Consider the following 25,843-nt stretch of genomic DNA (forward strand, 5'->3'; position numbering starts at 1 on the left):
CCGCCGCGCTTATGCACGGCGGGCCGGGCGCAATCAAGAGGCATGGTCACGCGGGCTGGAGGAGATCCCACCTATTGCCGAAGGGATCGACGAAGACGGCAACGGTTCCGTAGACCTCATGGCGGGGCGCCTCGAGGAACGTGACGCCTGCGGAAAGCATGGCGGCGTGATCGCGGCCGAAGTCGTCGGTAAAGAGAAAGAAGCCGACCCGCCCGCCGGCCTGATTGCCGATTGCGGCGCGCTGCCTTTCGCCCTCGGCCCGGGCGAGCAGGAGAGCGGTCTCCGCCGCACCTTTCGGCCGCACGACGACCCAGCGCTTGCCGCCGCCGAGGTCGCTGTCATCGAGGAGGTCGAAGCCGAGCTTGCCGCAGTAAAAGGCGATGCCCTCGTCGTAGCCGGGCACGACGATGGCGACACGGGCAACCGACTGTCTCATTGCCGATCCGCCCCTTCGCTCGCCCGCTCGACGGACGAGGCCGATGCCCCCCGTTTGACGCTGCGGCGGATCATCGAGAGGCTCGCGCCGCCGATCCCGAACGCGACCGCGAAATAGATCGCCATCGCGGCGGCGATCAGGCCGCAGAGGGTAAGGGCGCGGGTCGCAAGCGGTGCGGCGGAAGATAGCGGGAAGGCGAGCCAATCCACGGCAACGTATAAGGCGGCCGCCATGATCGCAGCGGCGATCACCAGCCGGGGAATCCTCGTCAGCAGGGGAATATCGCGCCCCCAGTGCCCACGCCAGACGAGCGTCGCGAAAAGAAGCAAGGCGTTCACCCAGCCGGCGACGATTTCGGCCGTCGCGATGCCGCTTGCGGCAAGCGACGGAAAAAGCGTCAGCGCCAGGGAGACGTTCACTGCCACGGAAATCCCGGCGAAGATCATCGGCGTGCGGGTGTCCTCGCGGGCGAAGAAACCGGGAATGAAAGCCTTGATCAGCACGAAAGCCGGCAGGCCGAGGCCGTAGATCGCCAGGATATGCCCGACGACGACGGTGGATTCCGGCGAGAACTGGCCGCGCTCGAAGAGGAGCCGGACGATCGGCTCCGACATGACGAGCAGCGCCGCGGCGGCGGGGAGCGTGAGGAACAGCGTGAATTCGACGGAACGGTTCTGCAGGTTCGCAGCCTCGTTGAGGTTGCCGCCGCGCAGAGCGCGTGCAAGCTCGGGCAGGAGCACGGTCGCAACGGCAATGCCGACGACGCCGAGCGGCAGCTGATAGATGCGGTCGGCATAGACGAGCGACGAGACGGCGCCTTCCTTTGCAGAAGCGATATTGGTGTTGATCAGGAGGTTGATCTGGGTGATGCCGCCGGTGATCGCCGCGGGAAGTGCCAGCACCAGCAGGCGCTTGACGTTCGGCGTCAGCCGGGGCCGGCGAAAGCCGATCCGGATCCCGGCATTGCGCACCGCGACCCAGACGATCGCCAGTTGCACGAGGCCCGCGGCCAGCACCCCCCAGGAGAGGTCGTAGCCCACCGCGACCGCATCCTGGCCGCTGTACCAGGCGTAGGCCAGCACGGCGATCAGGATGAAGTTCAGGAAGACCGGCGCGATGGCTGCGGCGAAATAGCGGTGCAGCGAATTGAGCATGCCCGCCATCATCGCCGCCAGCGACATGCAGGCGAGATAGGGAAACATGATCGTCGCGAAGGTGACGGTGCTTGTGAATTTCGCGGGGTCGTCGGCAAATCCGGGAGCGATCAATTGCCCGACGATGAAAGGCATCGACAGTTCCATGGCGATCGTCAGCAGAAGAAGAACGGTGAAGAGGACGCCGAAGACCTCCTCGGAAAAGCGCCGGGCGCCGTCCATGCCGTGCGCCTCGATCTCCTTGGCGAAAAGCGGCACGAAGGCCGAATTGAACGCCCCTTCGGCAAAAAGCCTGCGGAAGGTGTTCGGCAGCCGGAAGGCGGTGTTGAAGGCATCGGCGACCGGGCCGGTGCCGAGTGCGGCCGCCATGAAGGTTTCCCGGATGAAGCCGAAGAGCCGGCTTCCGAGCGTTGCGCCGCCGACGGTAGCGAATTTCTTGACCAGACTCATGTTTCGGCTTTTGTCGTTTTGGAACCGTGGGGTACACGGGACACAGGGGTCGGCGCAATGATGCCGGAGGGCATGCGCTCGCGCGCTTCGTCCACCTCGCCCGCCAGCACCGCCTTGAGGCGCGCTGCGATGTTCATCTGCCGGTTCTCGCTGGTGATCTTCGAGCCGACCAGGTCGGTGACGTAGAAGGTGTCGATCACCTTTTCGCCGAAGGTTGTGATGTGGGCCGACGCGATGTCGAGCGACAGGTCTGACAGCACGGCGGTCACTTCGGAAAGCAGACCGGTCCTGTCGAGGCCCTCAACCTCGATGACGGTGAACTTGTTCGACAGCGTATTGCTGATTGTCACCTCCGGCGTCACGGTGAAGGCCCTGCTGCGCTTCTTCACACGCGTCCGGCTGGCGATCACCTCGGGCAGCCTCTTGCGGCCGGAGAGCACGTCCTCGATCAGCTTGCCGATACTCGCTGCCCGGCGTGTTTCGTCCTCGGCGACCGAGAATTCGCGGTTGACGAGAATGGTATCGAGCGCCCGGCCGTCCGACGTCGTGTGGATCTGCGCGCCGACGATGTTGGCACCCGCTGCGGCGCAAGCGCCGGCGATGACGGTCAGCAGGCGCGGATGGTCCGGCGACAGCACCGTGATTTCGGTGATGGCGTGGAAATCATGGGTGCGAACCATGGTCGCGAGCGTCCTGCCCGCGCGGTCGGCTTCGCGGATGAAGCCTGCATGGCGCACCTGCTCCTCGAGCGCCACGGTCAGGAGATAGGGCTGGTAATGCAGCCGCACATAGGCCTGGCGCTCCTTCTTGGGCCAGTCGGCGAGCGCCTCCTCCAGCATGTGGGCGGCGTGCTTCGCCCGCTCCTTGCGCGACAGTTCCGAAAAACCTCCCGAGAGCAGAAGCTCGGTCTCGTAGTAGAGCGTGCGCAGGAGCTGGCCCTTCCAGCCGTTCCAGACGCCGGGCCCGACGGCGCGGATGTCGCAGACGGTGAGGATGAGCAGCATCTTCAGCCGTTCGAGGGATTGGACCCGTTCGGCGAAATCGACGATGGTCTTGCGGTCGTTAAGGTCGCGGGTCTGCGCGACCATCGACATGGTCAGATGTTCCTCGACCAGCCAGACGACCATTTCGGTCTGTTTCGGGGTCAGCCTGAAGCGCGGGCAAAGCTTTCGCGCGACCTTGGCGCCGGCCACCGAATGATCTTCGGGGCGCCCCTTGGCGATGTCGTGCAGCAGAACGGCGACGTAGAGGGCTTCGCGGTCCTCGATGCCAGGCATCAGCATCGCCGTCAGGGGATGCGCCTCCTCCTCCAGCCCCCGCTCGATGCGGGAGAGGACGTCGACCGAGCGCAGGAGATGCTCGTCCACCGTATAGTGGTGGTACATGTTGAACTGCATCATCGAGACGATCTTCCCGAATTCCGGGATGAAGCGGCCGAGCACCCCCGCTTCGTTCATCCGGCGAAGGATCAGTTCCGGATTGCGCCGCGAGGTGAGTATAGACAGGAAAAGCCGGTTGGCCTCTTCGTTTTCACGCAAGTGCGGCGTGATCAGGCCCAGGGAACGGGTCACCTGCTTCAGCGCCGCCGGGTGGAATTCGAGCCCGTTGATGTCGGCGATGTGGAACAGGCGCATGAGGTTTACCGGGTCGCGCTTGAACACATCGGTACCCGCAAGTGCGATGCGCCCGCCGTCATCGACGAAATCGAGCGTGCCCGCGATCTTGCGGACGCGATTGCGGAAGCGGCTTATGACGCCCGTGATCCCGGGCGTGTCCTTGGCCTGCTGGTCCTCCAGCGCCGAGCAGAAGATCCGGGTCAGGTCGCCGACGTCCTTGGCCACCAGGAAGTAGTGCTTCATGAAGCGTTCCACCGCCGAGAGCCCGGGGTGGTCGTGATAGCCGAGCGCCTCGGCGATCTCGCGCTGGATGTCGAATGAGAGGCGCTCCTCCGCCTTGCCGGTCAGGAAATGCATGTGGCAGCGCACCGCCCAGAGAAAATCCTCGGCCTTCTGAAAGAGCTTGTATTCCTGCTTCGAAAGCACGCCGAGCTTGACCAGATCCGCAGAGTCCTTGACCCGGTAGAAATACTTCGAAATCCAGAAGAGCGTGTGCAGGTCGCGCAAGCCGCCCTTGCCTTCCTTGACGTTCGGCTCGACGAGGTAGCGCGTGTCGCCCGCCTTGCGATGACGCTCGTCCCGCTCGGCGAGCTTGGCGGCAATGAATTCCGGACCGGTATTGCGGACGATCTCATGGTCGAAGCGCGTTTCGAGTTCGTTCGCCAGAGCCGCGGACCCGCAGACATAGCGGCATTCGAGGATCGCGGTGCGGATGGTCATGTCCGCACGCGACAGGCGGATGCATTCCTCGATCGTTCGCGTTGCGTGACCGACCTTGAAGCCGAGGTCCCACAGGATATAGAGCATGAATTCGATCGCCGGCTCCGCCCAGACCGCTTTCTTGGCGGGCAGGAGGAAGAGGAGGTCGATGTCCGAGCCGGGCGCGAGCGTTCCGCGGCCGTAGCCGCCGACGGCGGTGACCGCGATGCGCGAAGCCTCGGGGGCCTTCGCGGCGTCGAACACCTGGTTCAGCACGAAGTCGTGCAAAAGGGTAATCAGCTGGTCCTGAAGCCAGGAGATGCGCTCTGCGCATTTTATTCCTGCGCCGTCTGCGGCGAGCAACTCGCGCGCCTTGGCGCGGCCCGCGACATTTGCCTCCTTGAAGGCCGCAAGCAAGGCCCGGCGCATCGGTTCGCGCTGTTCGGCATGAGCGGAGGCGATGAAGTCGCACCTGGCCCGAAGCGCCGCCACGTCCAGGATTTCGGGAAAGGAGGTTTCGTGTCTGGCCATGAAGTGCCGAGGGGCGTCCTGTCCGACTTAGATCATTCGTTGCAAGCGCCGCTGTATAGCCCTTTTGCCGGCCGAATGACAGGGGAAATAGCCGGGCGAAATCAGCGGTTGGAAAGCTCCTTCTTGAGCGCGTAAAGCGCGTCGAGCGCCTCTCGCGGCGTCATGTCGTCCGGGTTGAGCGCCTTCAGGGCCTCCTCGACCTTCGAAGGACCCGACGATGCCCTCGCCGCCTCCTCTCGCCGGACGGCAACCTGGAACAGCGGCAGGTCGTCGATCAGCTGGCTCGCCGGATTCTTGCGGTCGGCATCCTCGAGCTTGGCAAGCACATCCCTCGCGCGGGCGACGACCGACGCCGGCAAGCCCGCAAGGCGGGCGACCTGGATGCCGTAGGAACGGTCGGCGGCGCCCGGGCCTACCTCGTGCAGGAAGATGACGTCGCCGTCCCACTCCTTGACGCGCATGGTCGCGTTCGACAGCCGCACGAGCTTTTCGGAGAGAACCGTCAGCTCGTGGAAATGGGTCGCGAAGAGCCCGCGGCAGCGATTGACCTCGTGCAGATGCTCGACCGCCGCCCAGGCGATCGACAGGCCGTCGAAGGTCGCGGTGCCGCGGCCGATCTCGTCGAGGATCACCAGCGAGCGGTCCGTCGCCTGATTGAGGATCGCCGCCGTCTCGACCATCTCGACCATGAAGGTCGACCGCCCGCGGGCGAGATCGTCCGAAGCGCCGACGCGCGAGAAGAGCCGGTCGACCACGCCGATATGCGCGGCGGCCGCGGGCACGAAGGATCCCGTCTGGGCCATGATCGCGATCAGCGCGTTCTGGCGCAGGAAGGTCGACTTGCCGCCCATGTTGGGCCCGGTGAGGAGCCAGATCGCGCCGCCCTGCTCGCCGTTCGGCGGAGAAAGATCGCAGCCGTTGGCGACGAAGGGATTGGCAGCCTGGCGCCGCAGGGCCTGCTCCACGACGGGGTGGCGTCCTCCGTCGATCGCGAACATTCGCGAGCGGTCGACCGTAGGGCGCGTATAATTCTGCTCCTCCGCAAGCACTGCGAGCCCGGCCGAGACGTCGATCGTCGCGAGCGCCAGCGCTGCCGCCTTGATCGCCTCGGCCTCGGCGACCACCTCGCGCACCATGGCCTCGAAGGTCTCGAGCTCGATCGCCAGCGCCCGGTCCGCGGCATTGGCGATCTTCGTTTCGAGCTCGGCAAGCTCGGTCGTGGTGAAGCGCATGGCATTCGCCATGGTCTGGCGATGAATGAAGCGGGCGCGGCCGGCGTCGGTGTCGGTCATCGATCCGGCATTGCCGGCGGTCACCTCGATGAAGTAGCCGAGCACGTTGTTGTGCTTGATCTTCAGCGACTTGATGCCCGTCTCTTCGCAATATTGCAGCTGCAGCCCCGCGATCACGCGGCGCGACTGATCGCGCAGCGCCCGCATCTCGTCGAGCTCGGCGCTCGCGCCCTCGCGGACGAAGCCGCCGTCGCGCTTCAGAAGCGGCAGTTCCTCGGCAAGGGTCGCGTCGAGGCGCGCGAGCAATTCCCCCGGCAAGGCCGCGATCGCGTCGCGCGCTTCGGTCAGTTCCGCCGAGAGCTCGGCGCCCGAGAGGAGCGCCGATATCGCCGCCGCGGCCCGCATGCCCGCCTGGATGGCACCGAGATCGCGAGGGCCGCCGCGGCCGAGCGCGAGCCGCGACAGGGCCCGCGGCATGTCCGGCGCCCTGCGAAGCGCGTCGCGAACATCCGTCGTAAAGCGCGGCTGATCGGCCAGCACCTCGATCGAATCGAGCCGCTGGTTGATCCGCTCCGGGTCGGTCAGGGGCGACATCAGCCTTTCGGCGAGCAGCCTGGCGCCCCCGCTCGTCATCGTGCGATCGAGCGACTTGAGCAGGCTGCCGTCGCGGGAGCCGGAAAGCGTCTTGGCGAGTTCCAGATTGGCGCGGGTCGCCGGATCGATGAAGAGTGTCGAGGCGGCGCTTTCCCTTTCCGGAATGCCGAGCGCCGGGCGCTCCTGGAGCTGGGTCTTCTCGACATAGGAGACCGCCGCCGAAGCGGCCGCGAGCTCCGCGCGCGAGAAGCTGCCGAACCCATCGAGCGTGCCCACGCCGTAGTAGCGTGAAATGCGGCCCTCCGCCGTCGCGCTGTCGAAGAGGACGGCCGGCTGCGGCACCGCGACGCGCCCGAGCACGTCGAAGACGGGCCTGAGATCCGGATCGTGAAAGACGGTGTCGGGCAGGATCAGCTCGCGCGGTTCGATCCGCAATATGTCGGCAAGCAGGCGGCTCTCCGCCGTCTCGGCGAGGCGGAAGATGCCCGTCGAAATGTCGATCCAGGCAAGAGCATAGGCCGGCTCCGAGCCGCTCCTGATGCGCGCCAGCGCCATCAGATAGTTCGATTCCGAAGGCGAGAGCAGCTTGTCCTCGGTGATCGTCCCCGGCGTCACCAGGCGCACGACATCGCGGCGCACGACCGATTTGCTGCCGCGCTTCTTCGCTTCGGCCGGGTCCTCCACCTGTTCGCAGACGGCGACACGGTAGCCGGATGCGATCAGCTTCTGCAGGTAATCGTCGGCCGCATGCACCGGCACGCCGCACATCGGAATCTCCTGTCCCATGTGCTGGCCGCGTTTCGTCAGCGTGATACCGAGCGCGCGCGAGGCCTCGACCGCATCCTGGAAGAACAGCTCGTAGAAATCGCCCATGCGGTAGAACAGGAGCGAATCCGGATTGTTCGCCTTGATCTCGATGAACTGCTCCATCATCGGCGTGGCAGTGGAGCGGCTCTCCTCGCTTGCGAGATCGGACACGGAAAGGACGTCGCCCGAGCGGTTCGATGCATCCATCAGGAAATTCATGATTGTTCCAAAAAAAGAGATGTCACACTATCCGCAAGCATTTATAGACGACAACAACAAAGAGGCTGACCAGGAGGGTCGCCCACAGGAGGTTGAGGAAACATGCCGGGTATCGACAAGACCGACCGCGCAATGACCAGCGTCACGGCGCAGGAAGCGCTCGATTTTCATTCTCAAGGTCGCCCCGGAAAACTGGAAATCTCGCCGACCAAGCCGATGGCGACGCAGCGCGACCTTTCGCTCGCCTATTCGCCCGGCGTCGCCGTTCCGGTGAAGGCGATCGCCGACGATCCGGCAACGGCGTACGACTACACGGCGCGCGGCAACATGGTTGCGGTGATTTCCAACGGTACGGCAATCCTCGGCCTCGGCAATCTAGGCGCACTCGCCTCGAAGCCCGTCATGGAGGGCAAGGCCGTCCTCTTCAAGCGCTTCGCCGACGTCGATTCGATCGACCTCGAGGTGGATACCGAAAACGTCGACGAATTCGTCAACTGCGTCCGCTTTCTCGGCCCTTCCTTCGGCGGAATCAATCTCGAGGACATCAAGGCCCCGGACTGCTTCATCATCGAGCAGCGGCTGCGCGAAGTCATGGACATTCCCGTCTTCCATGACGACCAGCACGGCACCGCGATCATCGCCGCGGCAGGCCTCGTCAACGCGCTGACCCTGACCGGCCGCGACTTCAAGACGGCCAAGCTCGTCTGCAACGGCGCGGGCGCGGCGGCGATCGCCTGCATCGAGCTCATCAAGGCGATGGGCTTCAACCCGGAAAACATCATCCTCTGCGATACCAAGGGGGTCATCTACAAGGGCCGTACCGACGGCATGAACCAGTGGAAGTCGGCGCATGCGGTCGAGACCGACCGCAGGACGCTCGCCGAGGCTCTTGACGGCGCCGACGTGTTCTTCGGCCTTTCGGCCAAGGGCGCGCTTTCCGCGGACATGGTCCGCTCCATGGGCGCACGGCCGATCATCTTCGCCATGGCCAATCCCGATCCGGAAATCACGCCCGAAGAAGTGGCCCTGATCCGCGACGACGCGATCGTCGCGACCGGCCGCTCGGACTATCCGAACCAGGTCAACAACGTTCTCGGCTTTCCCTATATCTTCCGCGGCGCGCTCGACGTGCGCGCCTCGACCATCAACGACGCGATGAAGATCGCCGCGGCGGAAGCGCTCGCCAATCTCGCCAAGGAAGACGTTCCGGACGACGTCGCCGCTGCCTATCAGGGCAACCGGCCGCGCTTCGGGCCGCAATATATCATTCCCGTCCCCTTCGATCCGCGCCTCATCTCGGCGATCCCGATGGCCGTCGCAAAGGCAGCTATGGAGACCGGCGTCGCCCGCAAGCCGATCGAGGACCTCAAGGCCTATGGGCAGCAGCTTTCGGCGCGGCGCGACCCGATCGCCTCGACGCTGCAGCGCATCGTCGAGCGCGTTCGCCGCCAGCCGAAGCGGATCGTCTTCGCGGAAGGCGAGGAAGTGCAGATGATGCGCTCGGCGATCGCCTATGCCAACCAGCAGCTCGGCACGGCGCTCCTGCTCGGGCGCGAGGAAGTGATGCGCGAAACCGCCGAGCGCGAAGGCATCGACCTCGACCGCGCCGGCATCCAGATCGTCAATGCGCGCCTGTCGAAGCGCGTCGGCGCCTATACCGATTTCCTCTATTCGCGCCTGCAGCGAAAGGGCTATCTCTTCCGCGACGTTCAGCGTCTGATCAATACCGACCGCAACCATTTCGCCGCCTCGATGGTGGCGCTCGGCGATGCCGACGGCATGGTTACGGGCCTTACGCGCAACTATTCGACCGCGCTCGAAGACGTGCGCCGCTGCATCGATCCAAAGCCCGGCCACCGGGTGATCGGCGTGTCCATTGCGCTCTGCCGCGGCCGTACGGTGCTCGTCGCCGATACCGCTGTGCACGACATGCCGACCTCCGAGGAGCTGGCGGATATCGCCGAGGAAGCGGCCGGCCTCGCCAAGCGGCTGGGCTACGTGCCGCGGGTGGCGATGCTCGCCTATTCGACCTTCGGCCACCCTTCCGGCGAACGCTCGGAGCGGGTACGCGAGGCGGTAAAGATCCTCGACCGGCGCCGTGTGGATTTCGAGTATGACGGCGAAATGGCCGCCGACGTGGCACTCAATGCCCGGGTGATGGAGCAATATCCGTTCTGCAGGCTTTCCGGCACCGCGAACGTGCTCGTCATGCCCGCGTTCCACTCGGCCTCGATCTCGACGAAGATGCTCCAGGAACTGGGCGGCTCGACCGTGATCGGCCCGCTGCTGGTCGGTCTCGACAAGTCGGTCCAGATCGCCTCGATGTCGGCAAAGGACTCGGACCTCGTCAACCTGGCCGCTATCGCGGCCTATAACGCGGGGACGTGACGCGGGTCGGCCGAAAGCCGGAAAACTGCCGGCACCTCGTCTGTTGCCGCGTCGCCAGACGGTTGAAGCAAGCCTCAAGATCGCGCGAGCGCTCAGAAAACAAGAGCCCGCTTCCCGGAACGGAGGCGGGCTCAATCTATCATGGCTGACCAATTTCGTTCGTGATGAAAATTCGAGATTTGCTCGCGGAGCCTACCCTCGCAGGCAGAGCGGCGAATGTTCTCCTTTATGGTTCAATATGCTTCCGTCATGAAAATTCGAGGTGCAGCGATAGACAATCAGGATACCGGCGAGGAAAAGCGCCCCGCATCGGCGCCGTAATAATTCAGATAACGGCCGGAAATTTTGCCGATCGGCAGGACGATCAGCACGTCGGTGGTGCGGAACGCTTGATCGACCACAGCCCCGTCGCCGACCATTGCACCGAGCCGCATATAGCCCTTGATCAGCGGCGGCAGCGCCGCGAGCGCCTTCTTCGGGTTGATCGCCTCCGGAGGCATCAGGTCCATCGTCCGGTAAAGCTCCGGCCGGGCGGAAACCGCCCACTCGTCCCGGACCCGGACGTTATGATGCAGGAAGGAGAGCGCGAGCGCGTGCTCTTCGGGAACCACGCCCGGAAACGAACCGCAGCCGAACATCGCATCGATCCCGTGCTTCAGCGCATAGGCCCAATTGCCCTGCCACAGCAGCTCCACCGTGCGCTTGGTGCGATATTCCGGCAGCACGCAGGAACGTCCGAGTTCCATGAAGCGCTTGCCGGGATGACGCGAGAGAAGTTCGCCTATTGCAAACTCCGAAGCCGAGTAGAAGCCGCCGGTCCGCTCGGCAACGTCCTGGCGCAGCAGGCGGTAGGTTCCGACGATCTGCTCCTCCGCATCGCCCTCGATCGAGGTATCGAGCACCAGCAGGTGGTCGCAGATCGCATCCCAGCTGTCGATGTCGCGCTTGCGTCGGCCGGCCTCGGGGGCCACCTGCGCCTTCATCTCCTCGACGAACACCCTGTAGCGCACCGCCTGCGCGGCATCGATTTCGGCTGCCGATCGGGCAAGGCGGGTCTCGAGATTGGCGATCCGTCCGAGAACATCGCTCGCCGGAGCCGCAACTGCCTTGCGGATGTAAGCATTGGAGGTGTCAACCACGCCCATCGAATCCAGAAGTTCGATCGTCATATCGTGTCATCCCGAACCGTCATTGCTGCCGGGCTTAGACCACGTTTCTGCAACAACATAGTGACACCAGGGCAGTATACAACCCCGACCCCGGCCCGGTGCCCCGAAGCTGGGATTCTATTTTGCAACGGGGTCCATGAGGCGGGTGACTTCGGCAAGGAGCCGCTGCGGGTCGGCGGGCTTCGCCAGCACGGCGTCCGCTCCCGCGGCTCGAAGGCGCTCATCGAGATCGCCGCGCGCATCCGCGGTCAGGACGAGCACCGGCACCCGCCGCCTGCCTCCGGCCGCCTCCGCTTCACGTAGACGCCGGAGCACGTCGAGACCATCGCCGCCCGGCATGTTGAGGTCGGTGACGATCAGCGGCGGCGGGGCGGAACCGGCCGAGCGGAGTGCGGCTTCGAGCGCCTTGAAGTCACCGACATGATCGACGGCACGCCCGGCACGGCTGAGAAGCGACCGCAGGACGAGTGCATTCACAGGGTCGTCCTCGGCAAGCAGGATGCCGCGAACATCCGACGTCATCACCGTCGCTGTCGGCTCTTCCCGCAGCACCGGTCTGTTGTCGTTGATCGCGTCGCGTTTCTCCATTCCTCTGAGCCGCCCGAGCAGCACCTCGACCAGCGATCTCTCGCGAAGAGGGCGGATCAGCCAGGCCTCATAGCCGCCGAGCCGGCTCACCGGATGGCTTGTGCGCTCCTCGGGGCTGATGAGATAGGTTCTGCGCAAACGCAGGCCGGCGATCGCCGGCTCGAGAGCAAGAAGCTCGCGAAACTGCGCCGCATGGCGGTGATCGACGATGACATCCGTCAGCGGCAGCCGATTGCCGAGCGCGCCGGCGACGACCCGTCCCGCGACGGCAAGTGTCGAAGCCCGATGGCACGTACCGCCCAGCGTCTCGATCGTGGCGGCAAGCGCGGCCGAGGAGGGCCCCTCGGGCGCCATGACAAGCACCTGTGCGCCCGCCAGAATGCCGCGCCGAACGGGAACGCCCGAGAGACCGGCGCCAGCCATCGGGAACCGGATCTCGAACCGGCTTCCCTTGCCGGACATGCTCGTGGCGGTCAGGCTGCCGCCGAAGGCCTCCATGATCCGCCGGGATATCGCGAGGCCGAGGCCGGTGCCTTTGGCACGCTGGGCGTCGTCGCCTGCCTGCTCGAACTCTTCGAAAACGCGCGCGAGCTCATCGGCGGACATGCCGGGACCGCTATCGTCGATCCGGATGCGCACGGAGCCGTTCTCGATATCGACGGAGACGAAGACGCCGCCCTTCTCCGTGAATTTCACCGCGTTGCCGACCACGTTGAACAGCACCTGGCGCAGGCGCGCCGCGTCGAAAAGCATCCGCTCGGGTACCTCGATGGCGACCGTCGCACCGATCTCGATGTTCTTCTCGTGTGCGCGGGGCGACAGCATCTCGACCACGTTCTCGACTGTCTGGCGCAGATCCTCCTGCGACGGGCGCAGCTGGAACCGTCCGACGGCAAGCGACGAAAAATCGATCAGATCCTCGACCAATTGAACCAGGGTGTGGCCGGACTGCTGCATGCCGGCGAGATAGTTCTTCTGCTCTTCCGACAACCGCGTCTCGGCAAGGAGCCGGCTCATGCCGAGGATGCCGGAAAGCGGGGTACGGATTTCGTGACTGACGGTGGCGAGCAGACGGGACTTCGCCCGGCTCGCCTCCTCGGCGCGCCGCCGCGCCTCCTCCCTCTGGCTTGCCGCCAGCATTTCCTCCGTAACATCGCGAGCGATGCTGTGGCGCATCGGTCGGCCGCGCGCCGGGTCGCGGACAAGCACGTCGTGCCAATCGTAGAGCCGCGTGCCCGAGGGCGTATAGATATGGACAAAGTAGCGGTCTGGGCCCGTCTTCGGCTCGAAGCGCAATCCCAGCTCCGCGCAGGTCAGCCCCCGCGCGTCCGCGCATCCGCAAAGCTCATGGAAGGCGCCATTGGCCTGCATGATCTTGCCGTCAAGGTCGCGGACGATGGCGAGATCGCCCATGGCGTCATGGATCGTCGCAAGGAGCGCCGCGGTTTCAATGCCATGCCGTGCGGGGTCCTGCGCAGTCTCGCCGGCGCCGGCAACCCGCTTCCCCGACGCCTCGTCGCGGCCGGACAATAGCAGGAAGGCGCCGACCAGGCCCCCAGCCGCGATGATCGCCGGCAGCAGGTGCAGACCCGCGCCCGCACCGACGGCAAGGAGCAGCATTGCCGCAACGATGCCGGCGAGAGCATAGGCGACGCGCGCGCCCCCTGCCGAAGGATCGCCCAACGGCCGGCGCTGCCGGATGACGGCGGCACCGAGGTTCACCGCGGGCGCCGCTGATGCGGTCCTGCCGGCCCCCGACCCCGTGCCCGCGCCAGCCCTCATACGCTCTCGAAACATCCGCTCGCTCATGCCCGCGGCCTAGGACCTGTGGACACTTATGGATAGGGGTTTGACGGCCCATATTGCGAGGGACTTTCGTGGAAAATCCGGCGCCGCAGGCCGTCCGCCTGCAAGCCGGATTTTTCGCGACAAGGCACCGCAATATGGGCTGCCCGAAGGGTTTTGCACAAATCGCCCACTGCCGGCGGCTTTTCCCTTGCAAAGGGGGCAACCCTTTGCTGCGGAAAAATCCTTGGCATTGACCGATTTGTGCAAAATCAAACCCCTATCCATAAGTGTCCACAGGTCCTAGCACGGCAAGCCTTCCGAATGCCTTCAGCCGACGCCTAAAGTTTTAGCGAACGCTCCTTTTTCGCCTGCAGCAGTTCGTCGAGAATGATCGCGCCGGCGCCGACAGTGATGAAACTGTCCGCCAGGTTGAAGACGGCAAAGGACCAGGTGGCCGTGTAGAACAGGATATAGTCGATGACGTAGCCGAAGAGCAGCCGGTCGACGAGATTGCCGAGCGCCCCGGCAATGATCATCGCATAGCCCAGATGGGCGAAGAAGCGGTCCTTCGGCGTGCGGCGCCACAGCCAGAGCACGAAGGTGACGACCGCCAGCCGGATGCCGACGATGAACCACCCCTCCATGCCCGAGAGCATCGAGAAGGCAACGCCGTAATTGTAGGTTCGGTAGAGGGCGAGCATCGGCATGACCGGCACCCCCTGCTGGAAGGGCAGATACGCCTCCACCAGATATTTGATGAACTGGTCGGCGGCGAGCGCGATCAGAATGAAGAGCGCGATCGGGAGCGGCCGCGAGAAAAGTGTCTGCTCCTGCCTCATCGGCCGCCATCCAGAGACAGGAGATGGCGCCGCGCCTCGAACAGCATGATGCCGGTCGCGATGGCGAGATTGAGCGAATCGGCACGCCCCGCCTGCGGAATGCGGGCGAGTGCGCCGGCCTCGCGCGCGAGTTCCACCGGCAGGCCCGCCTGTTCATTGCCCATCAGAAGCACGACCGGCTTCGATTTGTAGTCGATCGTGCGATAGTCGACAGAACCCGCCAGGTGGGTCGCGACCACCTGAACGCCGGCCGCTCTCTGCCAGCGGATGAAATCCTCCGTATTCGCCCGCGCGATCGGTATGGCGAAAACGGAACCCATGGTTGCCCGCACGGTCTCGAGCGAAAAGGGATCGGTGGTTTCGCCGACCAGGATGATCCCGGAAGCGCCGGCCGCGTCGGCGGTGCGGATGATGGTGCCGAGATTGCCCGGGTCGCGCACGCGGTCGAGCGCCACATAGGTCTCGCCCTCCTGCGGATGAATATCCCTGAGCGGAGAGTAGCGCTGCTCGAAGATGCCGACGACCATCTGCGGATTGTCGCGCCGTGTGATGGTGGAGATCACCTTCTCGTTGACTTCGAGGACGAGCCCGCCTCTGGCGACCGTTTTCGCCGCCACCTGCTCGACCTGAGGCTTGCCCTTCGCCGCCTTGGCATAGACGAGCGTCTTGATCTTCCAGCCGAGATCGAGCGCGTCGATGACGAGCTTCAGCCCCTCGGCCATGAAGGAGCGCGTCTCGTCGCGATGCTTCTTCTGCGTCAGCGCCCGGATATCCTTGACGATCGGATTGGTGAGGCTGGTGACCTCCTTCACCTGCCCGACGCGTGCCGTGCCCGTGCCGTGGTCGCTTCTGTCGTTGATCATTTCGGTACCCAGCGGCTGAAAAGGGAGGTGGAGAGTGCGCGGCCCGGTGCAGTGCCGTCGAGGCCGCCCTCGCGGATGATGAGCTCGCCCGATTCCACCCGGCCGCCGCGCCCGCGCATCGTCTCGCGCATGAGCTCGTGGATCGAATAGAAGCTCGCCCGGATCGAATAGGCGGTGAGCACGAGGCCCCGGGCGTCCGGCGACAGGATCTCGCGGCAGATGTCCAGCATCGCTGCCAGGTGATCGAACAATTGCCATACTTCGCCGTTCGGACCGCGGCCGAACTTCGGCGGGTCGGTGAGGATGATGTCGTAACGGCTGCCGCGCCGCTCCTCGCGTTGGATGAACTTCATGGCGTCGTCGCAGATCCAGCGGATCGGCAATTTCTCGGCGCGCGCCAGGACCTGGTTCTCGCGCGCCCAGCCGATCGCCTTTTTCGAGGCATCGACATGGGTGACCTCGGCGCCCGCCTTGGCGGCGATCAGCGACGCAACGCCGGTATAGCCGAAGAGATTGAGAACCTTCAGAGGCCGTCCGGCTGCGGCCACCTGGTCGCGCATCCACGACCAGTGGGCGAGCTGTTCGGGAAAGACGCCGACATGGCGGAAGGAGGTGAACCGGCCAAGGAAATCCGTATCGAGGAGCTGCATCGGCCAGGTCTCGCCGAGCACCTCGCCCGGGAAACGCCAACGGCCTATGCCGTCCTCTTCGGTATCGCCGGTAAAGACGGCATCGGCCCGCTCCCATATCGATGCCGGCAGGGCCTTCGGCCAAAGCGCCTGGGCCTCGGGGCGAACGATGCGATAGGGACCGTATTGTTCGAGCTTCTCCCCATCACCGCTGTCGACCAGGTGATAGCCGGCAGTAGCGGCGGTCTCGAGGATCAACGGCACCCTCTCGGCCGGCTTCTCGCCGCTTCTCGGCTCGATGCGCCGCGTCGGAGCACTCTCCTGGACGGACGGACGCTCGCTCTTCCGCGGCGCCGCTTTCGGCGGCGGCCCTCCTGCCGCTGCCTTGGGCCCGGTCTTCGTCGCGGTCTTCGTCCCGGGTCCGGCGCCCTTTGCCGGCGGCAGCCCTTGCTCGTGGCGGCCGCCGCGCGCCTCGGCGCCCCGGCTTTTAGCCGCCGTCACCGATGCGTTCTTCGATCGCCGGTCTTTTTCCTTCACGCGCTGATCCTTGGACTTCGTTCAACCATTCGGCGCAGCCACTCTCGACCGGTTTTCCCGCGCCTTCGCCACGTCCGTAGCATGTTCAGCCTGCAAATAGCATCGCCGGTGCTCTTGGCAAAGCCGTTTCCGATTGCGAAGATCGCTGGCAAGAGTGGACGGGAGGACCGGCATGAATATGAGCGGAGAGGAACGTATCGCGGCTGACCGCGACGCGGTTTGGCGTGGCCTGAACGATGCGGACATTCTGAAGCGATGCATTCCCGGCTGCCAGTCTCTTGAATTGATATCGCCGACCGAGCTTGCGGCCGTGGTCAAGATCAAGATCGGCCCCGTTTCCGCATCCTTCAACGGCACGGTCGTTCTGTCGAACCTCAATCCCCCCGCGAGCTACACCATATCCGGCGAGGGCAAGGGAGGAATAGCAGGCTTTGCCAAGGGCGGCGCCGACGTCACGCTACTGGACGAGGGAGCGGAAACCGTGCTGCGCTACGACGTCAAGGCGGAGATCGGCGGCAAGCTTGCCCAGCTCGGCTCGCGCCTCGTCGATTCGACGGCGCGCAAGCTCGCCCAGCAATTCTTCGCGGATTTCAACCTGGCCGTCAGCGGCGAGGCCGAGGCGGCGAGCTGAGGTCTCGCAACGCGTTCAGCAGCGATCTCAGCCTTGCGGCGCAGGCAGGCTCGCTTGCGTCGCCAGTTTCTCCGCCTGGCCGCGTTGCTTTTCTGCCTCGCGATGCCATTTCAGCGCCTCGTTGGCCTCGTTGCGCGCCCGACGCCGATATTTCCCCTGGGTGAACCAGGTCACGGCGGCGCCGAGCACGAGACCGATAATGACGGCGAGAAAGAGAAATACGAAAAACGGAGCCGAGATCGAAAGCACACTGTCGGCGGGATTGAACGGGTTCAACGCAAGGGTTGCCGTCTGCCGGTTGGCTACGCTCAGGACGATCAGCAGGACTCCGAGCGGCACGAAGACGACGATATTGATGAGTTTCTTGAGCATGCACCCGCTCCGACCAGAATGTTAATGCATGTCGCCCGGGAATCTGGGGCGGCTTCGCGACAACGACATGCATAGGAATAATGACATAAAGCGGGCCGTCCTGTTTCGAGGCGGAGAGCCGCACGACGCGCGGATCTCGGCGCCCGCGCGAGAGGCGCCGATTCCTGTGCGCCTCGTTCGTCAGTCGTCTTCGCCGTTATTGTTGTCGTTCATGCCCGGATTGAGCCGCTCACGCAGTTCCTTGCCGGTCTTGAAGAAGGGCACCCACTTTTCTTCGACGAAGACGGAATCGCCGGTGCGTGGGTTGCGGCCTGACCGTGATGGCCGGTTCTTGACCGAGAATGCGCCGAAACCGCGCAGCTCCACCCGATTTCCGGCAGCAAGCGCGTCCGTGATCTCATCGAGTACCGCATTGACGATATTCTCGACATCGCGGTGATAGAGATGCGGATTGCGCGCCGCCACAATCTGCACCAGCTCTGACTTGATCACGTTCGCCCCCTCGGTTTTTTTGCTTGTTTTGTCTGCGTTTGTGCATTCGGGAAGGCTCGCCTGGAGCTACGGCCTCGTGACGCGGCTAGCACACGTGCTTTCCTCATTGCCCTTCAACCTGCCAAACCGAAACAAGACCGTCAAGAAACAACTTGTCCAGGCCGGTCTTTTCGAGGCTCTTCATCGTCGGAAAAGCCTCATATCCCAACGCCTTGACCGATTCGGCCAGGAGCGATCCGAGGCCGAAGGACAGCGTGCCGCTCGGTGCTTCCCAGTCGAGGACGGGAAGGTCCTTCGAGACCTTCCGTTCGGCCAGGAACGCCCGGATTTCATCATCGCCGCCGAGCTCGTCGACGAGTTTGCCTTCCAGCGCCTGCCGCCCGGTGAAGATCCGGCCATCCGCAAGGGCGAGCGCTTCCGGCCGCGGCAGTTTGCGCCGCTCGGCGACCAGATCGACGAACCATCCGTAGCTGTCGTCGATCATTGCCTGAATCATTGCTCTCGCCTCGTCGCTCGGAGGATGAAACGGCGACGGTTCGGCTTTGAGAGGCCTCGATTTTATCGATTCGAGCGACACGCCGAGTTTGTCCATGAGGGTCTTGACCTGCGGATACTGGAAAATGACGCCGATGGAGCCGGTGATCGAGGTCTCCCCGGCAACGATCCGATCGCCGGCAAGGGCGATCAGGTAGCCGGCCGAAGCGGCAAGCGTGCGCACATCCGAGACCACCGGCTTCTTCTCGGCAACCTTGCGGATGGCCTTGTAGATGACTTCGCCGCCATAGGTGGTGCCGCCCGGTGACGAGATCGTCACGATCAGCGCCTTGACGGACTGGTTGTCGGCGATCCGCTCCAGCCGCTCCACCAGCTCCCGGTCGTCCTGAATAAGGCCTGTGACGGCGACGCGCGCGACGTGATCGCGCGCACGCTCCGTTACGTCGCCCCAGCCCGAGAAGGCAAACAGCGCGAGGCCGCCGGCGACGAGGACGGCCACCGCCGCCCAACGCCAGAAGCTCAGCTTTCTGCGCAGGCTGCGGCGGTCGGCAATGGCGAGTTCGTCCATGGGTGTCTCCGATTTTTGGTAAGGGGGTTCTGTCAGTTTCCCACGGAACATGCTATCTGCCTCAGCCGCGGCAAGCTAGGGTAGTCTGCAACGCGGCGCACGGGAATAGGCGCCGGGCCGACGCGAGTTGCTGCATGAAACCCCTTGGGGTTTGACGCGGCATGGAGTAGAGCATGCCCGGCGGAATGGAATATTGCGGCCGGATTGTCTTACAACGCAAAGTTTGCGCCGCTCCATTGCCGGGCGGCAGCAAGATAACCATATTCGCCGTGGCTTACGCCGATGTATGTATATGTGTCCCTCGGACTGCCCGAGGTCAGACGAAACTGACAGGCTCTTGATGCTGAACGAAGCCCGATCCCCCGCAATCTTCGCCGATGTGGGTACGAGCTCTGCCGATGCCTATGCTTCGGCGGCGCGGCATTCGGCGCGCGTAAGGCGCCTGAAAGTCATGCTGCCGCTCATCGCCGGCGCGGTTGCGCTGATCTTCGTCACCGTTTCCTTCGTGCGCGCCTTCCTGCCCGAAGAGCTGCAGCTCGAGACGGCGACGATAGAGAACGGCAAGATCGTCATGCAGAACCCCGCGATCTCCGGCCGCAACAAGCAGGATATCAGCTATTCGATGAAGGCCCAGCGGGCGCTTCAGGATATCGCCAATCCGAACCTGATCACGCTCGAGACCATTCACGCCGAGATGCCGGTCAACGATACGCTGATCGCCACGGTCGATGCGACGAGCGGCATTTACGACCGAGGTGCGAATACGCTCGACATGAACGCACCGTTCACGATTTCCATGAATAATGGGGTCAATGCCGACTTCCAGTCTGCCTATCTGGATATCAATGCCGGCGAAATGGAGACGAAACACCCGATTGCCATCAGCATGAAGGGCGGATCGATCATTGCGCAGAAGCTGCGAATGACAGATAAGGGACGTGTCGTAACATTCGAAGGCATGGTAAGGGTCAATATCGAACCCAGCGCCATTCGCAAAAACGCCAAATAACAGGACCCCAAGAACAGGATCCCCTGCAGCCATGTCGGTCAAACCTGCCGCTCTCTTTAGGATTTCAGCCGCTCTGGCCGTGGCCGGGCTCGGCGCTTCGCTGATTGCTTCCGCCGCCCTCGCGCAGGCAACCTCCAGTCGCATGCAGGGCCTTCAGCTTTCGAACGACCAGCCGATCCAGATCGAGAGCGACAAGCTGGAGATCAAGGATCCGGAGAGCAAGGCAATCTTCACCGGCAATGTGAAGGTCGTCCAGGGCACGACGACGCTGCAGGCCGGCAACATGACCGTCTTCTACAAGGCGGGCGGCGGCTCGGTCACCAGCGGCAACGCCGATATCGATCGGATCGAGGTCAGCAACAAGGTGTTCCTCAGCTCCGGTGCGCAGCAGGCGACGGGCGAAAGCGGCATCGTCAACCTGACCAACCAGACCATCGTGCTCAAGGGCAAGAAGGTCGTGCTGTCGGAAGGCAAGAATGTCTTCGTGGGCTGCCAGTTGAACGTCCAGATGGACACCGGCGAAGCGCAGCTCGACGCCTGCGGCGGCCGCGTACAGATCCAACTCGATCCGCAGTCCCGCAAGACGAACTGACATAGACCCGCTCGTGCAGATTCCTTTCCTCCACAAACGCAAACGGGGCAAAAAGCCGTCGGCGGCAGCGGCAGCTGCCCGCGCGGTCGACAAGGCGCGCTACGACGGCACGCTGATTGCCCGGGGCCTGACGAAGTCCTACCGCTCGCGCCGCGTCGTCAACGGTGTCTCGCTCGTCGTGCGCCGTGGTGAGGCTGTCGGCCTGCTTGGCCCGAACGGCGCAGGCAAGACGACCTGTTTCTATATGATCACCGGCCTGGTGCCGGTGGACGAGGGCTCGATCGAGATCAACGGCAACGACGTCACGACGATGCCCATGTATCGCCGGGCGCGCCTGGGCGTCGGCTACCTGCCGCAGGAGGCCTCGATCTTTCGCGGGCTGACGGTCGAGGATAACATCCGCGCGGTTCTGGAGGTTCACGACGAGAACGTCGACCGCCGCGAGAGCAAGCTCAACGATCTGCTTGGTGAATTTTCGATCACCCACCTGCGCAAATCGCCGGCCATTGCACTTTCGGGCGGCGAACGTCGGCGCCTCGAAATCGCCCGTGCGCTTGCGACCGACCCGACCTTCATGCTGCTCGACGAACCCTTTGCGGGCGTCGACCCGATCTCCGTCGCAGATATCCAGGCGCTTGTGCGCCACCTCACTTCGCGCGGCATCGGCGTCCTCATCACCGACCACAATGTGCGCGAGACGCTGGGGCTGATCGATCGGGCCTATATCATCCATGCCGGCGAAGTGCTGACGCATGGCCGCGCCAACGACATCGTCACCAATCCGGACGTGCGCAGGCTCTATCTCGGCGACAATTTCAGCCTCTGATGCCTGCCGGCGACGTGCATTCCGGCAGAACGGACGACCGCCGGCTGAATCGGCACCTCCGCCGCCGTCCACGCTTGACCAAATTCCAGTAATAAGCAATTTTTGGGCCAACTAAGAAGATGGGCCCGTCCAAGCGGACACGGCTCGGAGAACTCGACGGGAGTTTCACACCAGCATGGCCTTGTCCGCCAGCCTTCATCTGAGACAGTCGCAGTCGCTGGTCATGACGCCGCAGCTGATGCAGTCGATCCAGCTGCTTCAGATGAACCATCTGGAGCTCAGCCATTTCATCGCGCAGGAAGTCGAGAAGAACCCGCTGCTGGAGGTCCAGCCGGCCGATGAGCCAACGATATCGGATCGCGAGGATGCCGGTCCGCATCCGGCGGAGACCGGCGGCGAAACCGACGAGGCGGCAGGTCAGAGCGACCTTTACGACAGCGCCATGTCGAGATCCGGCGAGAGGCTCAGCGAAGGCCTTGACGCCGACTTCGCCAACGTCTTCCCCGACGATACGGCGCCGCAGCGGGCGGATGCGCCCGAGCTTCTCGGCCAATGGAAATCCATGCCGGGTGCCGGCGACGCAGAGGGATACGATCTCGACGATTTCGTTGGCGGCCGCAAGACGTTGAGGGAGACGCTCGCCGAGCAGCTGCCCTTCGCACTCAGCGCTGTCTCCGATCGGCTGATCGCCCGGTATTTCATCGACCAGCTCGATGATGCCGGCTACCTGCACGCCGACCTCGCCGAGACCGCGGAGACGCTGGGCGCGGCAGGCGAGGACGTGGCGCGCGTGCTGCACATGCTTCAGCAGTTCGATCCGCCGGGCGTCTTCGCGCGCACGCTTGGCGAATGTCTTGCCATTCAGCTGCGCGCCCGCAATCGTCTCGACCCGGCGATGGAAGCGCTCGTGGCCAATCTCGAGCTCCTGGCACGGCGCGATTTCGCAAGCCTCAAGAAGATCTGCGGCGTCGACGAGGAAGACCTGATCGATATGCTCGCCGAGATCCGCAAGCTCGATCCGAAACCGGGCACCAGCTTCGAAACCGGTGTGTTCGAGGCCATCATTCCCGACGTCGTCGTGCGCGCCGCACCCGATGGCGGCTGGCTTGTTGAGCTCAATCCGGATGCCCTGCCCCGGGTTCTCGTCAACCACGACTATTTCACAGAAATATCGCGCTCCAGCCGGAAGAACAGCGGCGAACAGGCCTTTCTCAACGAGTGCCTGCAGAATGCCAACTGGCTGACGCGCAGCCTCGATCAGCGCGCCAGGACGATCATGAAGGTGGCGAGCGAAATCGTCCGGCAGCAGGACGCCTTCCTCATCCACGGCGTCGGCCACCTGCGCCCGCTGAACCTCAGGATCGTCGCGGACGCGATCAAGATGCACGAGTCGACGGTGAGCCGGGTCACCTCCAACAAATACATGCTGACCCCGCGCGGGCTCTTCGAATTGAAATATTTCTTCACGGTCTCGATCGGCTCGGCGGAAAACGGCGATGCACATTCGGCCGAGTCCGTGCGCCATCGCATCCGCACGATGATCAATCAGGAAAGCGCCGATGCCGTGCTCTCGGACGACGACATCGTCGACGTCCTCAAGCAGGCCGGCGTCGATATCGCCAGACGCACCGTCGCAAAATATCGCGAGGCGATGAGCATCCCCTCCTCCGTCCAGCGCCGCCGCGAGAAGCGGGCGCTGGCCAAGGCCGCGGGATTCTGAGCGCTGCCGGCAGGCCGCAAGCGCGTAAGCCGGGTTGCGCTTTGGGCTCTGGCCGGCGGAACCGCCGGGGCCTGATGAACGTTTAATTCCACGACGCGCAATTGACTCTCCGCGGTACAGCGGATATGAGGCCGCCGCGCTTGCCTGAGATAGAACTCCGCGAGGCAGCGCGCGCTCACGATTTCGGTCGTTCAGGACTCCGGTCGCTGAAGTGCTTGGATGACGGGAGCGCTTGGAATAGACTGGGCACGCAATTCACGAACAAGAGAGGAAACTCCATGAGTGTGCGTGTATCCGGTAAACATATGGAAATCGGCGATTCGTTTCGCGTCCGCATCGGCGAGCAGATCGAGCAGGCCGTAACCAAATATTTCGACGGAGGATATTCGAGCCAGGTCACTGTGGAAAAGTCAGGGTCGCGATTCAGCGCCGACTGCAAGCTTCATCTCGATACGGGCGTGGTATTGCAGGCAAACGGCCAGGCGAACGAACCACAGTCAGCCTTCGACGCGGCTTCGGAGCGCATCGAGAAGCGGCTCCGGCGCTACAAACGCAAGCTCAAGGACCATCACAACGGCAACGGGCAGAATTCCACCGAGGTGGCCTATCGAGTGATGGACTCGGTGCCCTTCGAGGACGAGGAAGTTCCCGACGATTATGCACCGACGATCGTTGCCGAAACTACGAAACAGTTGAGAACAATGTCCGTCGCCAACGCCGTTATGGCCTTGGACATGACGGATGAACCGGTGCTGATGTTCCGCAGCCCCGGCAAGGATGACCTGAACATCGTCTATCGGCGCAACGATGGGAATATTGGCTGGATCGACGCCGCCAATATCAAGGCATGAGTGGGGATGGGGGAAGCCAGCCGGACTGGCGTCCCCCGTCTTTCCGATCAGCGGGACGGCGGAAAGGCTCGACTTTTCTGTGCATTCGAACCGCCAAGACAAAGATGGGTAGAGCCATCACGGCGCATTTGTGATGAGATTGCCAGGCTCTAACCGGCGAACGAGGATAAAAGAATGGCATTGGCAGGCTTGCTGCATCAAAATGCGATCATCCCGGCCATGAGGGCCAACTCGAAGAAGCAACTCCTTCAGGAATTGGCGGCAAAAGCATCGAAGCTCACCGGTCTGCCGGAGCGGGAGATTTTCGACGTCATCCTGCAGCGAGAACGACTCGGCTCGACCGGTGTGGGCAACGGCATCGCCATCCCGCACGGCAAGCTTAGCAATCTTCCGTCGATCGTCGGCATCTTTGCGCGGCTCGATGCGCCGGTCGATTTCGAGGCCTTGGACGACCAGCCGGTCGACCTCGTCTTTCTGCTGCTTGCACCGGAAGGTGCCGGCGCCGACCACCTGAAGGCGCTCTCGCGCATCGCGCGCGTGCTGCGCGACCATGACATGGTGTCGCGTATCCGAGCGAGCGACTCGGCAAGCGCGATCTACACGCTGCTTAGCGACGACACGACCTCGCACGCTGCCTGAATATCTTCTGCCTGCCGCCTACCGGAGCCGGTTGGAAGAGCATGCGGCAATTCGAACAACGCCGAAGGGCCGTGCACCTTGCAGAGTGCGCGGCCCTTCGCAAATCGCATTCATGCGCCGTCAGATCACGATGTTTTTAGGTCGGGTCGACCTACTGCATGTTTCCTTTAATCGTATCCGATTAAAGGACAAAAACATTGCAGCAGATCAAAGTGTTACAGCGACCTTTGCGCGTCTGATAAGACGCGCGGCGCTGTAAAAACATGAACGTGATCGATTCCAAGAAGTTGAGACGCGGGATGCGGGCGGAAAACCGCACACACCTTTCCTCATCCCGCTCTAAGCAGCAGGCGTCTCGCTTTCAGAGGTGGCTGCTTTCGGGCCGCCCTTGGCAACGCCGACCATCGCCGGGCGCAGGACGCGCTCGCCGATCGTGTATCCTGCCTGGACCACCTGGACGACCGTGTTGTTCGGAACCTCGGTGTTCGGGACCTCGAACATGGCCTGGTGGAAATTCGGATCGAACTTCTGGCCGGTGGGGTCCAGCTGCTTCACGCCGTGACGCTCGAGCGCCGCAAGCATCGACCGCTCGGTCATTTCCACGCCCTCGATGAGTGCTTTCAGGCCGGCATCGCCCGCCTCCCTGGCGTCGGCCGGAATCGCATCCAGCGCGCGGCGCAGGTTGTCGGAGACCGCCAGCATGTCGCGCGCGAAGCCCGCGACGGAATAGGACTTCGCGTCCTTCACATCACGTTCGGTGCGCCGGCGCAGATTGTCCATCTCCGCAGCAAGGCGAAGATATTTGTCGCGCAGTTCCGCACTCTCGGCCCTGGCAAGCTCAAGCGGATCCGGCGCGGTCGTGGAAGCATCCGCCTCCGGCTTTTCCGCAGCTTGCGGCTCAGCGGCTGTTTCGAATTCTTCAGGCGCCGCGGCCTCGGGTCCGTTCTTGTTCGTTTCGTCGGTCATGACGTTCTCCGAATTTCTGTCTTTTGCTGTGTTCGGCATCATCAAACCAGCGGAAGTCGCTTTGCTTGAACGTACTGTTGCCTGGATTTGAAGCCCGATATCGATGTTTGGGCCCGAAAAATCAAGGGTCGATTGCTTCATCG

General features: G+C 63.7%; 21 protein-coding genes. 8 read left to right on the top strand and 13 right to left on the bottom strand.

Annotated features, from left to right (window positions below; genetic code table 11):
- Positions 1-46: 46 nt before the first annotated feature.
- From JOH52_RS04390 to mutS, 4 genes are all read right to left on the bottom strand, one after another.
- The gene (locus tag JOH52_RS04390) at positions 47-436 is read right to left on the bottom strand and encodes a VOC family protein (protein WP_010968550.1); all 390 of its coding nucleotides are present in this window, start codon (positions 434-436) and stop codon (positions 47-49) included.
- Entirely contained in the window at positions 433-2,040 is a 1,608-nt protein-coding gene (gene murJ, locus JOH52_RS04395) for a murein biosynthesis integral membrane protein MurJ (RefSeq protein ID WP_013843851.1), read from the bottom strand. Before murJ ends, JOH52_RS04390 begins: the two co-directional genes overlap by 4 nt.
- Positions 2,037-4,886: a [protein-PII] uridylyltransferase gene (locus tag JOH52_RS04400; protein WP_003527696.1), complete on the bottom strand. Its 2,850-nt coding sequence runs from the start codon at positions 4,884-4,886 to the stop codon at positions 2,037-2,039. Before JOH52_RS04400 ends, murJ begins: the two co-directional genes overlap by 4 nt.
- 101 nt (positions 4,887-4,987) lie before the next feature.
- Positions 4,988-7,738, bottom strand: coding sequence for a DNA mismatch repair protein MutS (gene mutS, locus JOH52_RS04405; protein ID WP_010968548.1), 2,751 nt, complete (start codon positions 7,736-7,738; stop codon positions 4,988-4,990).
- A gap of 102 nt (positions 7,739-7,840) precedes the next feature.
- Between mutS and JOH52_RS04410 the strand changes: the two genes are divergently transcribed.
- On the top strand, positions 7,841-10,126 hold the full coding sequence (locus JOH52_RS04410) for an NADP-dependent malic enzyme (RefSeq protein ID WP_010968547.1): 2,286 nt from the start codon (positions 7,841-7,843) through the stop codon (positions 10,124-10,126).
- A gap of 278 nt (positions 10,127-10,404) precedes the next feature.
- On the opposite strand, the gene olsB is transcribed toward JOH52_RS04410, so the two are convergent.
- The 5 genes from olsB to JOH52_RS04435 form a co-directional block, all read right to left on the bottom strand.
- A complete protein-coding gene (gene olsB / locus JOH52_RS04415) occupies positions 10,405-11,295 on the bottom strand; it encodes a l-ornithine N(alpha)-acyltransferase (RefSeq protein WP_010968546.1) in 891 nt (296 codons plus the stop codon).
- 117 nt (positions 11,296-11,412) lie between these two features.
- On the bottom strand, positions 11,413-13,692 hold the full coding sequence (locus JOH52_RS04420) for an ATP-binding protein (protein ID WP_013843850.1): 2,280 nt from the start codon (positions 13,690-13,692) through the stop codon (positions 11,413-11,415).
- Between the two features lie 317 nt (positions 13,693-14,009).
- Entirely contained in the window at positions 14,010-14,510 is a 501-nt protein-coding gene (lspA, locus tag JOH52_RS04425; RefSeq protein ID WP_010968544.1) for a signal peptidase II, read from the bottom strand.
- Positions 14,507-15,373: a TrmH family RNA methyltransferase gene (locus JOH52_RS04430; RefSeq protein ID WP_003527709.1), complete on the bottom strand. Its 867-nt coding sequence runs from the start codon at positions 15,371-15,373 to the stop codon at positions 14,507-14,509. The genes lspA and JOH52_RS04430 overlap by 4 nt, the downstream gene beginning before the upstream one ends.
- On the bottom strand, positions 15,370-16,539 hold the full coding sequence (locus tag JOH52_RS04435) for a class I SAM-dependent methyltransferase (RefSeq protein WP_014528889.1): 1,170 nt from the start codon (positions 16,537-16,539) through the stop codon (positions 15,370-15,372). The genes JOH52_RS04430 and JOH52_RS04435 overlap by 4 nt, the downstream gene beginning before the upstream one ends.
- Before the next feature lie 172 nt (positions 16,540-16,711).
- On the opposite strand from JOH52_RS04435, the gene JOH52_RS04440 reads away from it, so the two are divergent.
- A complete protein-coding gene (locus JOH52_RS04440; protein ID WP_003527711.1) occupies positions 16,712-17,170 on the top strand; it encodes an SRPBCC family protein in 459 nt (152 codons plus the stop codon).
- Positions 17,171-17,197: 27 nt separating this feature from the next.
- Here JOH52_RS04440 and JOH52_RS04445 read toward each other — a convergent pair whose 3' ends face one another.
- From JOH52_RS04445 to sppA, 3 genes are all read right to left on the bottom strand, one after another.
- Positions 17,198-17,542, bottom strand: a complete 345-nt coding sequence (locus JOH52_RS04445; RefSeq protein ID WP_003527712.1) for a DUF1049 domain-containing protein — start codon at positions 17,540-17,542, stop codon at positions 17,198-17,200.
- Positions 17,543-17,722: 180 nt separating this feature from the next.
- The gene (locus JOH52_RS04450; protein ID WP_003527713.1) at positions 17,723-18,034 is read right to left on the bottom strand and encodes an integration host factor subunit beta; all 312 of its coding nucleotides are present in this window, start codon (positions 18,032-18,034) and stop codon (positions 17,723-17,725) included.
- A 103-nt stretch (positions 18,035-18,137) separates the two neighbouring features.
- Positions 18,138-19,097: a signal peptide peptidase SppA gene (gene sppA / locus JOH52_RS04455; protein WP_010968542.1), complete on the bottom strand. Its 960-nt coding sequence runs from the start codon at positions 19,095-19,097 to the stop codon at positions 18,138-18,140.
- Positions 19,098-19,437: 340 nt separating this feature from the next.
- On the opposite strand from sppA, the gene lptC reads away from it, so the two are divergent.
- The 6 genes from lptC to ptsN all read left to right on the top strand — a co-directional run bounded on the left by lptC (position 19,438) and on the right by ptsN (position 24,734).
- Complete coding sequence (gene lptC, locus JOH52_RS04460) at positions 19,438-20,106, top strand: LPS export ABC transporter periplasmic protein LptC (RefSeq protein ID WP_010968541.1); 669 nt, start codon at positions 19,438-19,440, stop codon at positions 20,104-20,106.
- A 31-nt stretch (positions 20,107-20,137) separates the two neighbouring features.
- Complete coding sequence (locus JOH52_RS04465) at positions 20,138-20,698, top strand: LptA/OstA family protein (protein ID WP_003527719.1); 561 nt, start codon at positions 20,138-20,140, stop codon at positions 20,696-20,698.
- A 19-nt stretch (positions 20,699-20,717) separates the two neighbouring features.
- The gene (lptB, locus tag JOH52_RS04470) at positions 20,718-21,524 is read left to right on the top strand and encodes an LPS export ABC transporter ATP-binding protein (RefSeq protein WP_371070287.1); all 807 of its coding nucleotides are present in this window, start codon (positions 20,718-20,720) and stop codon (positions 21,522-21,524) included.
- A 175-nt stretch (positions 21,525-21,699) separates the two neighbouring features.
- Complete coding sequence (gene rpoN / locus JOH52_RS04475; RefSeq protein ID WP_107010395.1) at positions 21,700-23,244, top strand: RNA polymerase factor sigma-54; 1,545 nt, start codon at positions 21,700-21,702, stop codon at positions 23,242-23,244.
- Between the two features lie 278 nt (positions 23,245-23,522).
- The gene (gene hpf / locus JOH52_RS04480) at positions 23,523-24,095 is read left to right on the top strand and encodes a ribosome hibernation-promoting factor, HPF/YfiA family (RefSeq protein ID WP_003527725.1); all 573 of its coding nucleotides are present in this window, start codon (positions 23,523-23,525) and stop codon (positions 24,093-24,095) included.
- Positions 24,096-24,269: 174 nt separating this feature from the next.
- Positions 24,270-24,734 carry a PTS IIA-like nitrogen regulatory protein PtsN gene (ptsN, locus tag JOH52_RS04485; protein WP_003527726.1) on the top strand — a complete coding sequence of 155 codons (465 nt, stop codon included), beginning with the start codon at positions 24,270-24,272 and terminating at the stop codon, positions 24,732-24,734.
- A 339-nt stretch (positions 24,735-25,073) separates the two neighbouring features.
- Here ptsN and grpE read toward each other — a convergent pair whose 3' ends face one another.
- Positions 25,074-25,700: a nucleotide exchange factor GrpE gene (gene grpE / locus JOH52_RS04490; protein ID WP_003527728.1), complete on the bottom strand. Its 627-nt coding sequence runs from the start codon at positions 25,698-25,700 to the stop codon at positions 25,074-25,076.
- Positions 25,701-25,843: the final 143 nt, after the last annotated feature.

It is taken from the genome of Sinorhizobium meliloti, assembly GCF_017876815.1.
GTDB lineage: Bacteria > Pseudomonadota > Alphaproteobacteria > Rhizobiales > Rhizobiaceae > Sinorhizobium > Sinorhizobium meliloti.

Coding starts and splice junctions, on each gene's coding strand:
- JOH52_RS04445 (WP_003527712.1), bottom strand. CDS start 17,542: ATGCTCAAGAAACTCATCAATATCGTCGTCTTCGTGCCGCTCGGAGTC.
- lspA (WP_010968544.1), bottom strand. CDS start 14,510: ATGAGGCAGGAGCAGACACTTTTCTCGCGGCCGCTCCCGATCGCGCTC.
- hpf (WP_003527725.1), top strand. CDS start 23,523: ATGAGTGTGCGTGTATCCGGTAAACATATGGAAATCGGCGATTCGTTT.
- mutS (WP_010968548.1), bottom strand. CDS start 7,738: ATGAATTTCCTGATGGATGCATCGAACCGCTCGGGCGACGTCCTTTCC.
- JOH52_RS04420 (WP_013843850.1), bottom strand. CDS start 13,692: ATGAGCGAGCGGATGTTTCGAGAGCGTATGAGGGCTGGCGCGGGCACG.
- ptsN (WP_003527726.1), top strand. CDS start 24,270: ATGGCATTGGCAGGCTTGCTGCATCAAAATGCGATCATCCCGGCCATG.
- olsB (WP_010968546.1), bottom strand. CDS start 11,295: ATGACGATCGAACTTCTGGATTCGATGGGCGTGGTTGACACCTCCAAT.
- lptC (WP_010968541.1), top strand. CDS start 19,438: ATGCTGAACGAAGCCCGATCCCCCGCAATCTTCGCCGATGTGGGTACG.
- murJ (WP_013843851.1), bottom strand. CDS start 2,040: ATGAGTCTGGTCAAGAAATTCGCTACCGTCGGCGGCGCAACGCTCGGA.
- JOH52_RS04410 (WP_010968547.1), top strand. CDS start 7,841: ATGCCGGGTATCGACAAGACCGACCGCGCAATGACCAGCGTCACGGCG.
- JOH52_RS04430 (WP_003527709.1), bottom strand. CDS start 15,373: ATGATCAACGACAGAAGCGACCACGGCACGGGCACGGCACGCGTCGGG.
- JOH52_RS04465 (WP_003527719.1), top strand. CDS start 20,138: ATGTCGGTCAAACCTGCCGCTCTCTTTAGGATTTCAGCCGCTCTGGCC.
- JOH52_RS04440 (WP_003527711.1), top strand. CDS start 16,712: ATGAATATGAGCGGAGAGGAACGTATCGCGGCTGACCGCGACGCGGTT.
- JOH52_RS04400 (WP_003527696.1), bottom strand. CDS start 4,886: ATGGCCAGACACGAAACCTCCTTTCCCGAAATCCTGGACGTGGCGGCG.
- JOH52_RS04390 (WP_010968550.1), bottom strand. CDS start 436: ATGAGACAGTCGGTTGCCCGTGTCGCCATCGTCGTGCCCGGCTACGAC.
- grpE (WP_003527728.1), bottom strand. CDS start 25,700: ATGACCGACGAAACGAACAAGAACGGACCCGAGGCCGCGGCGCCTGAA.
- rpoN (WP_107010395.1), top strand. CDS start 21,700: ATGGCCTTGTCCGCCAGCCTTCATCTGAGACAGTCGCAGTCGCTGGTC.
- sppA (WP_010968542.1), bottom strand. CDS start 19,097: ATGGACGAACTCGCCATTGCCGACCGCCGCAGCCTGCGCAGAAAGCTG.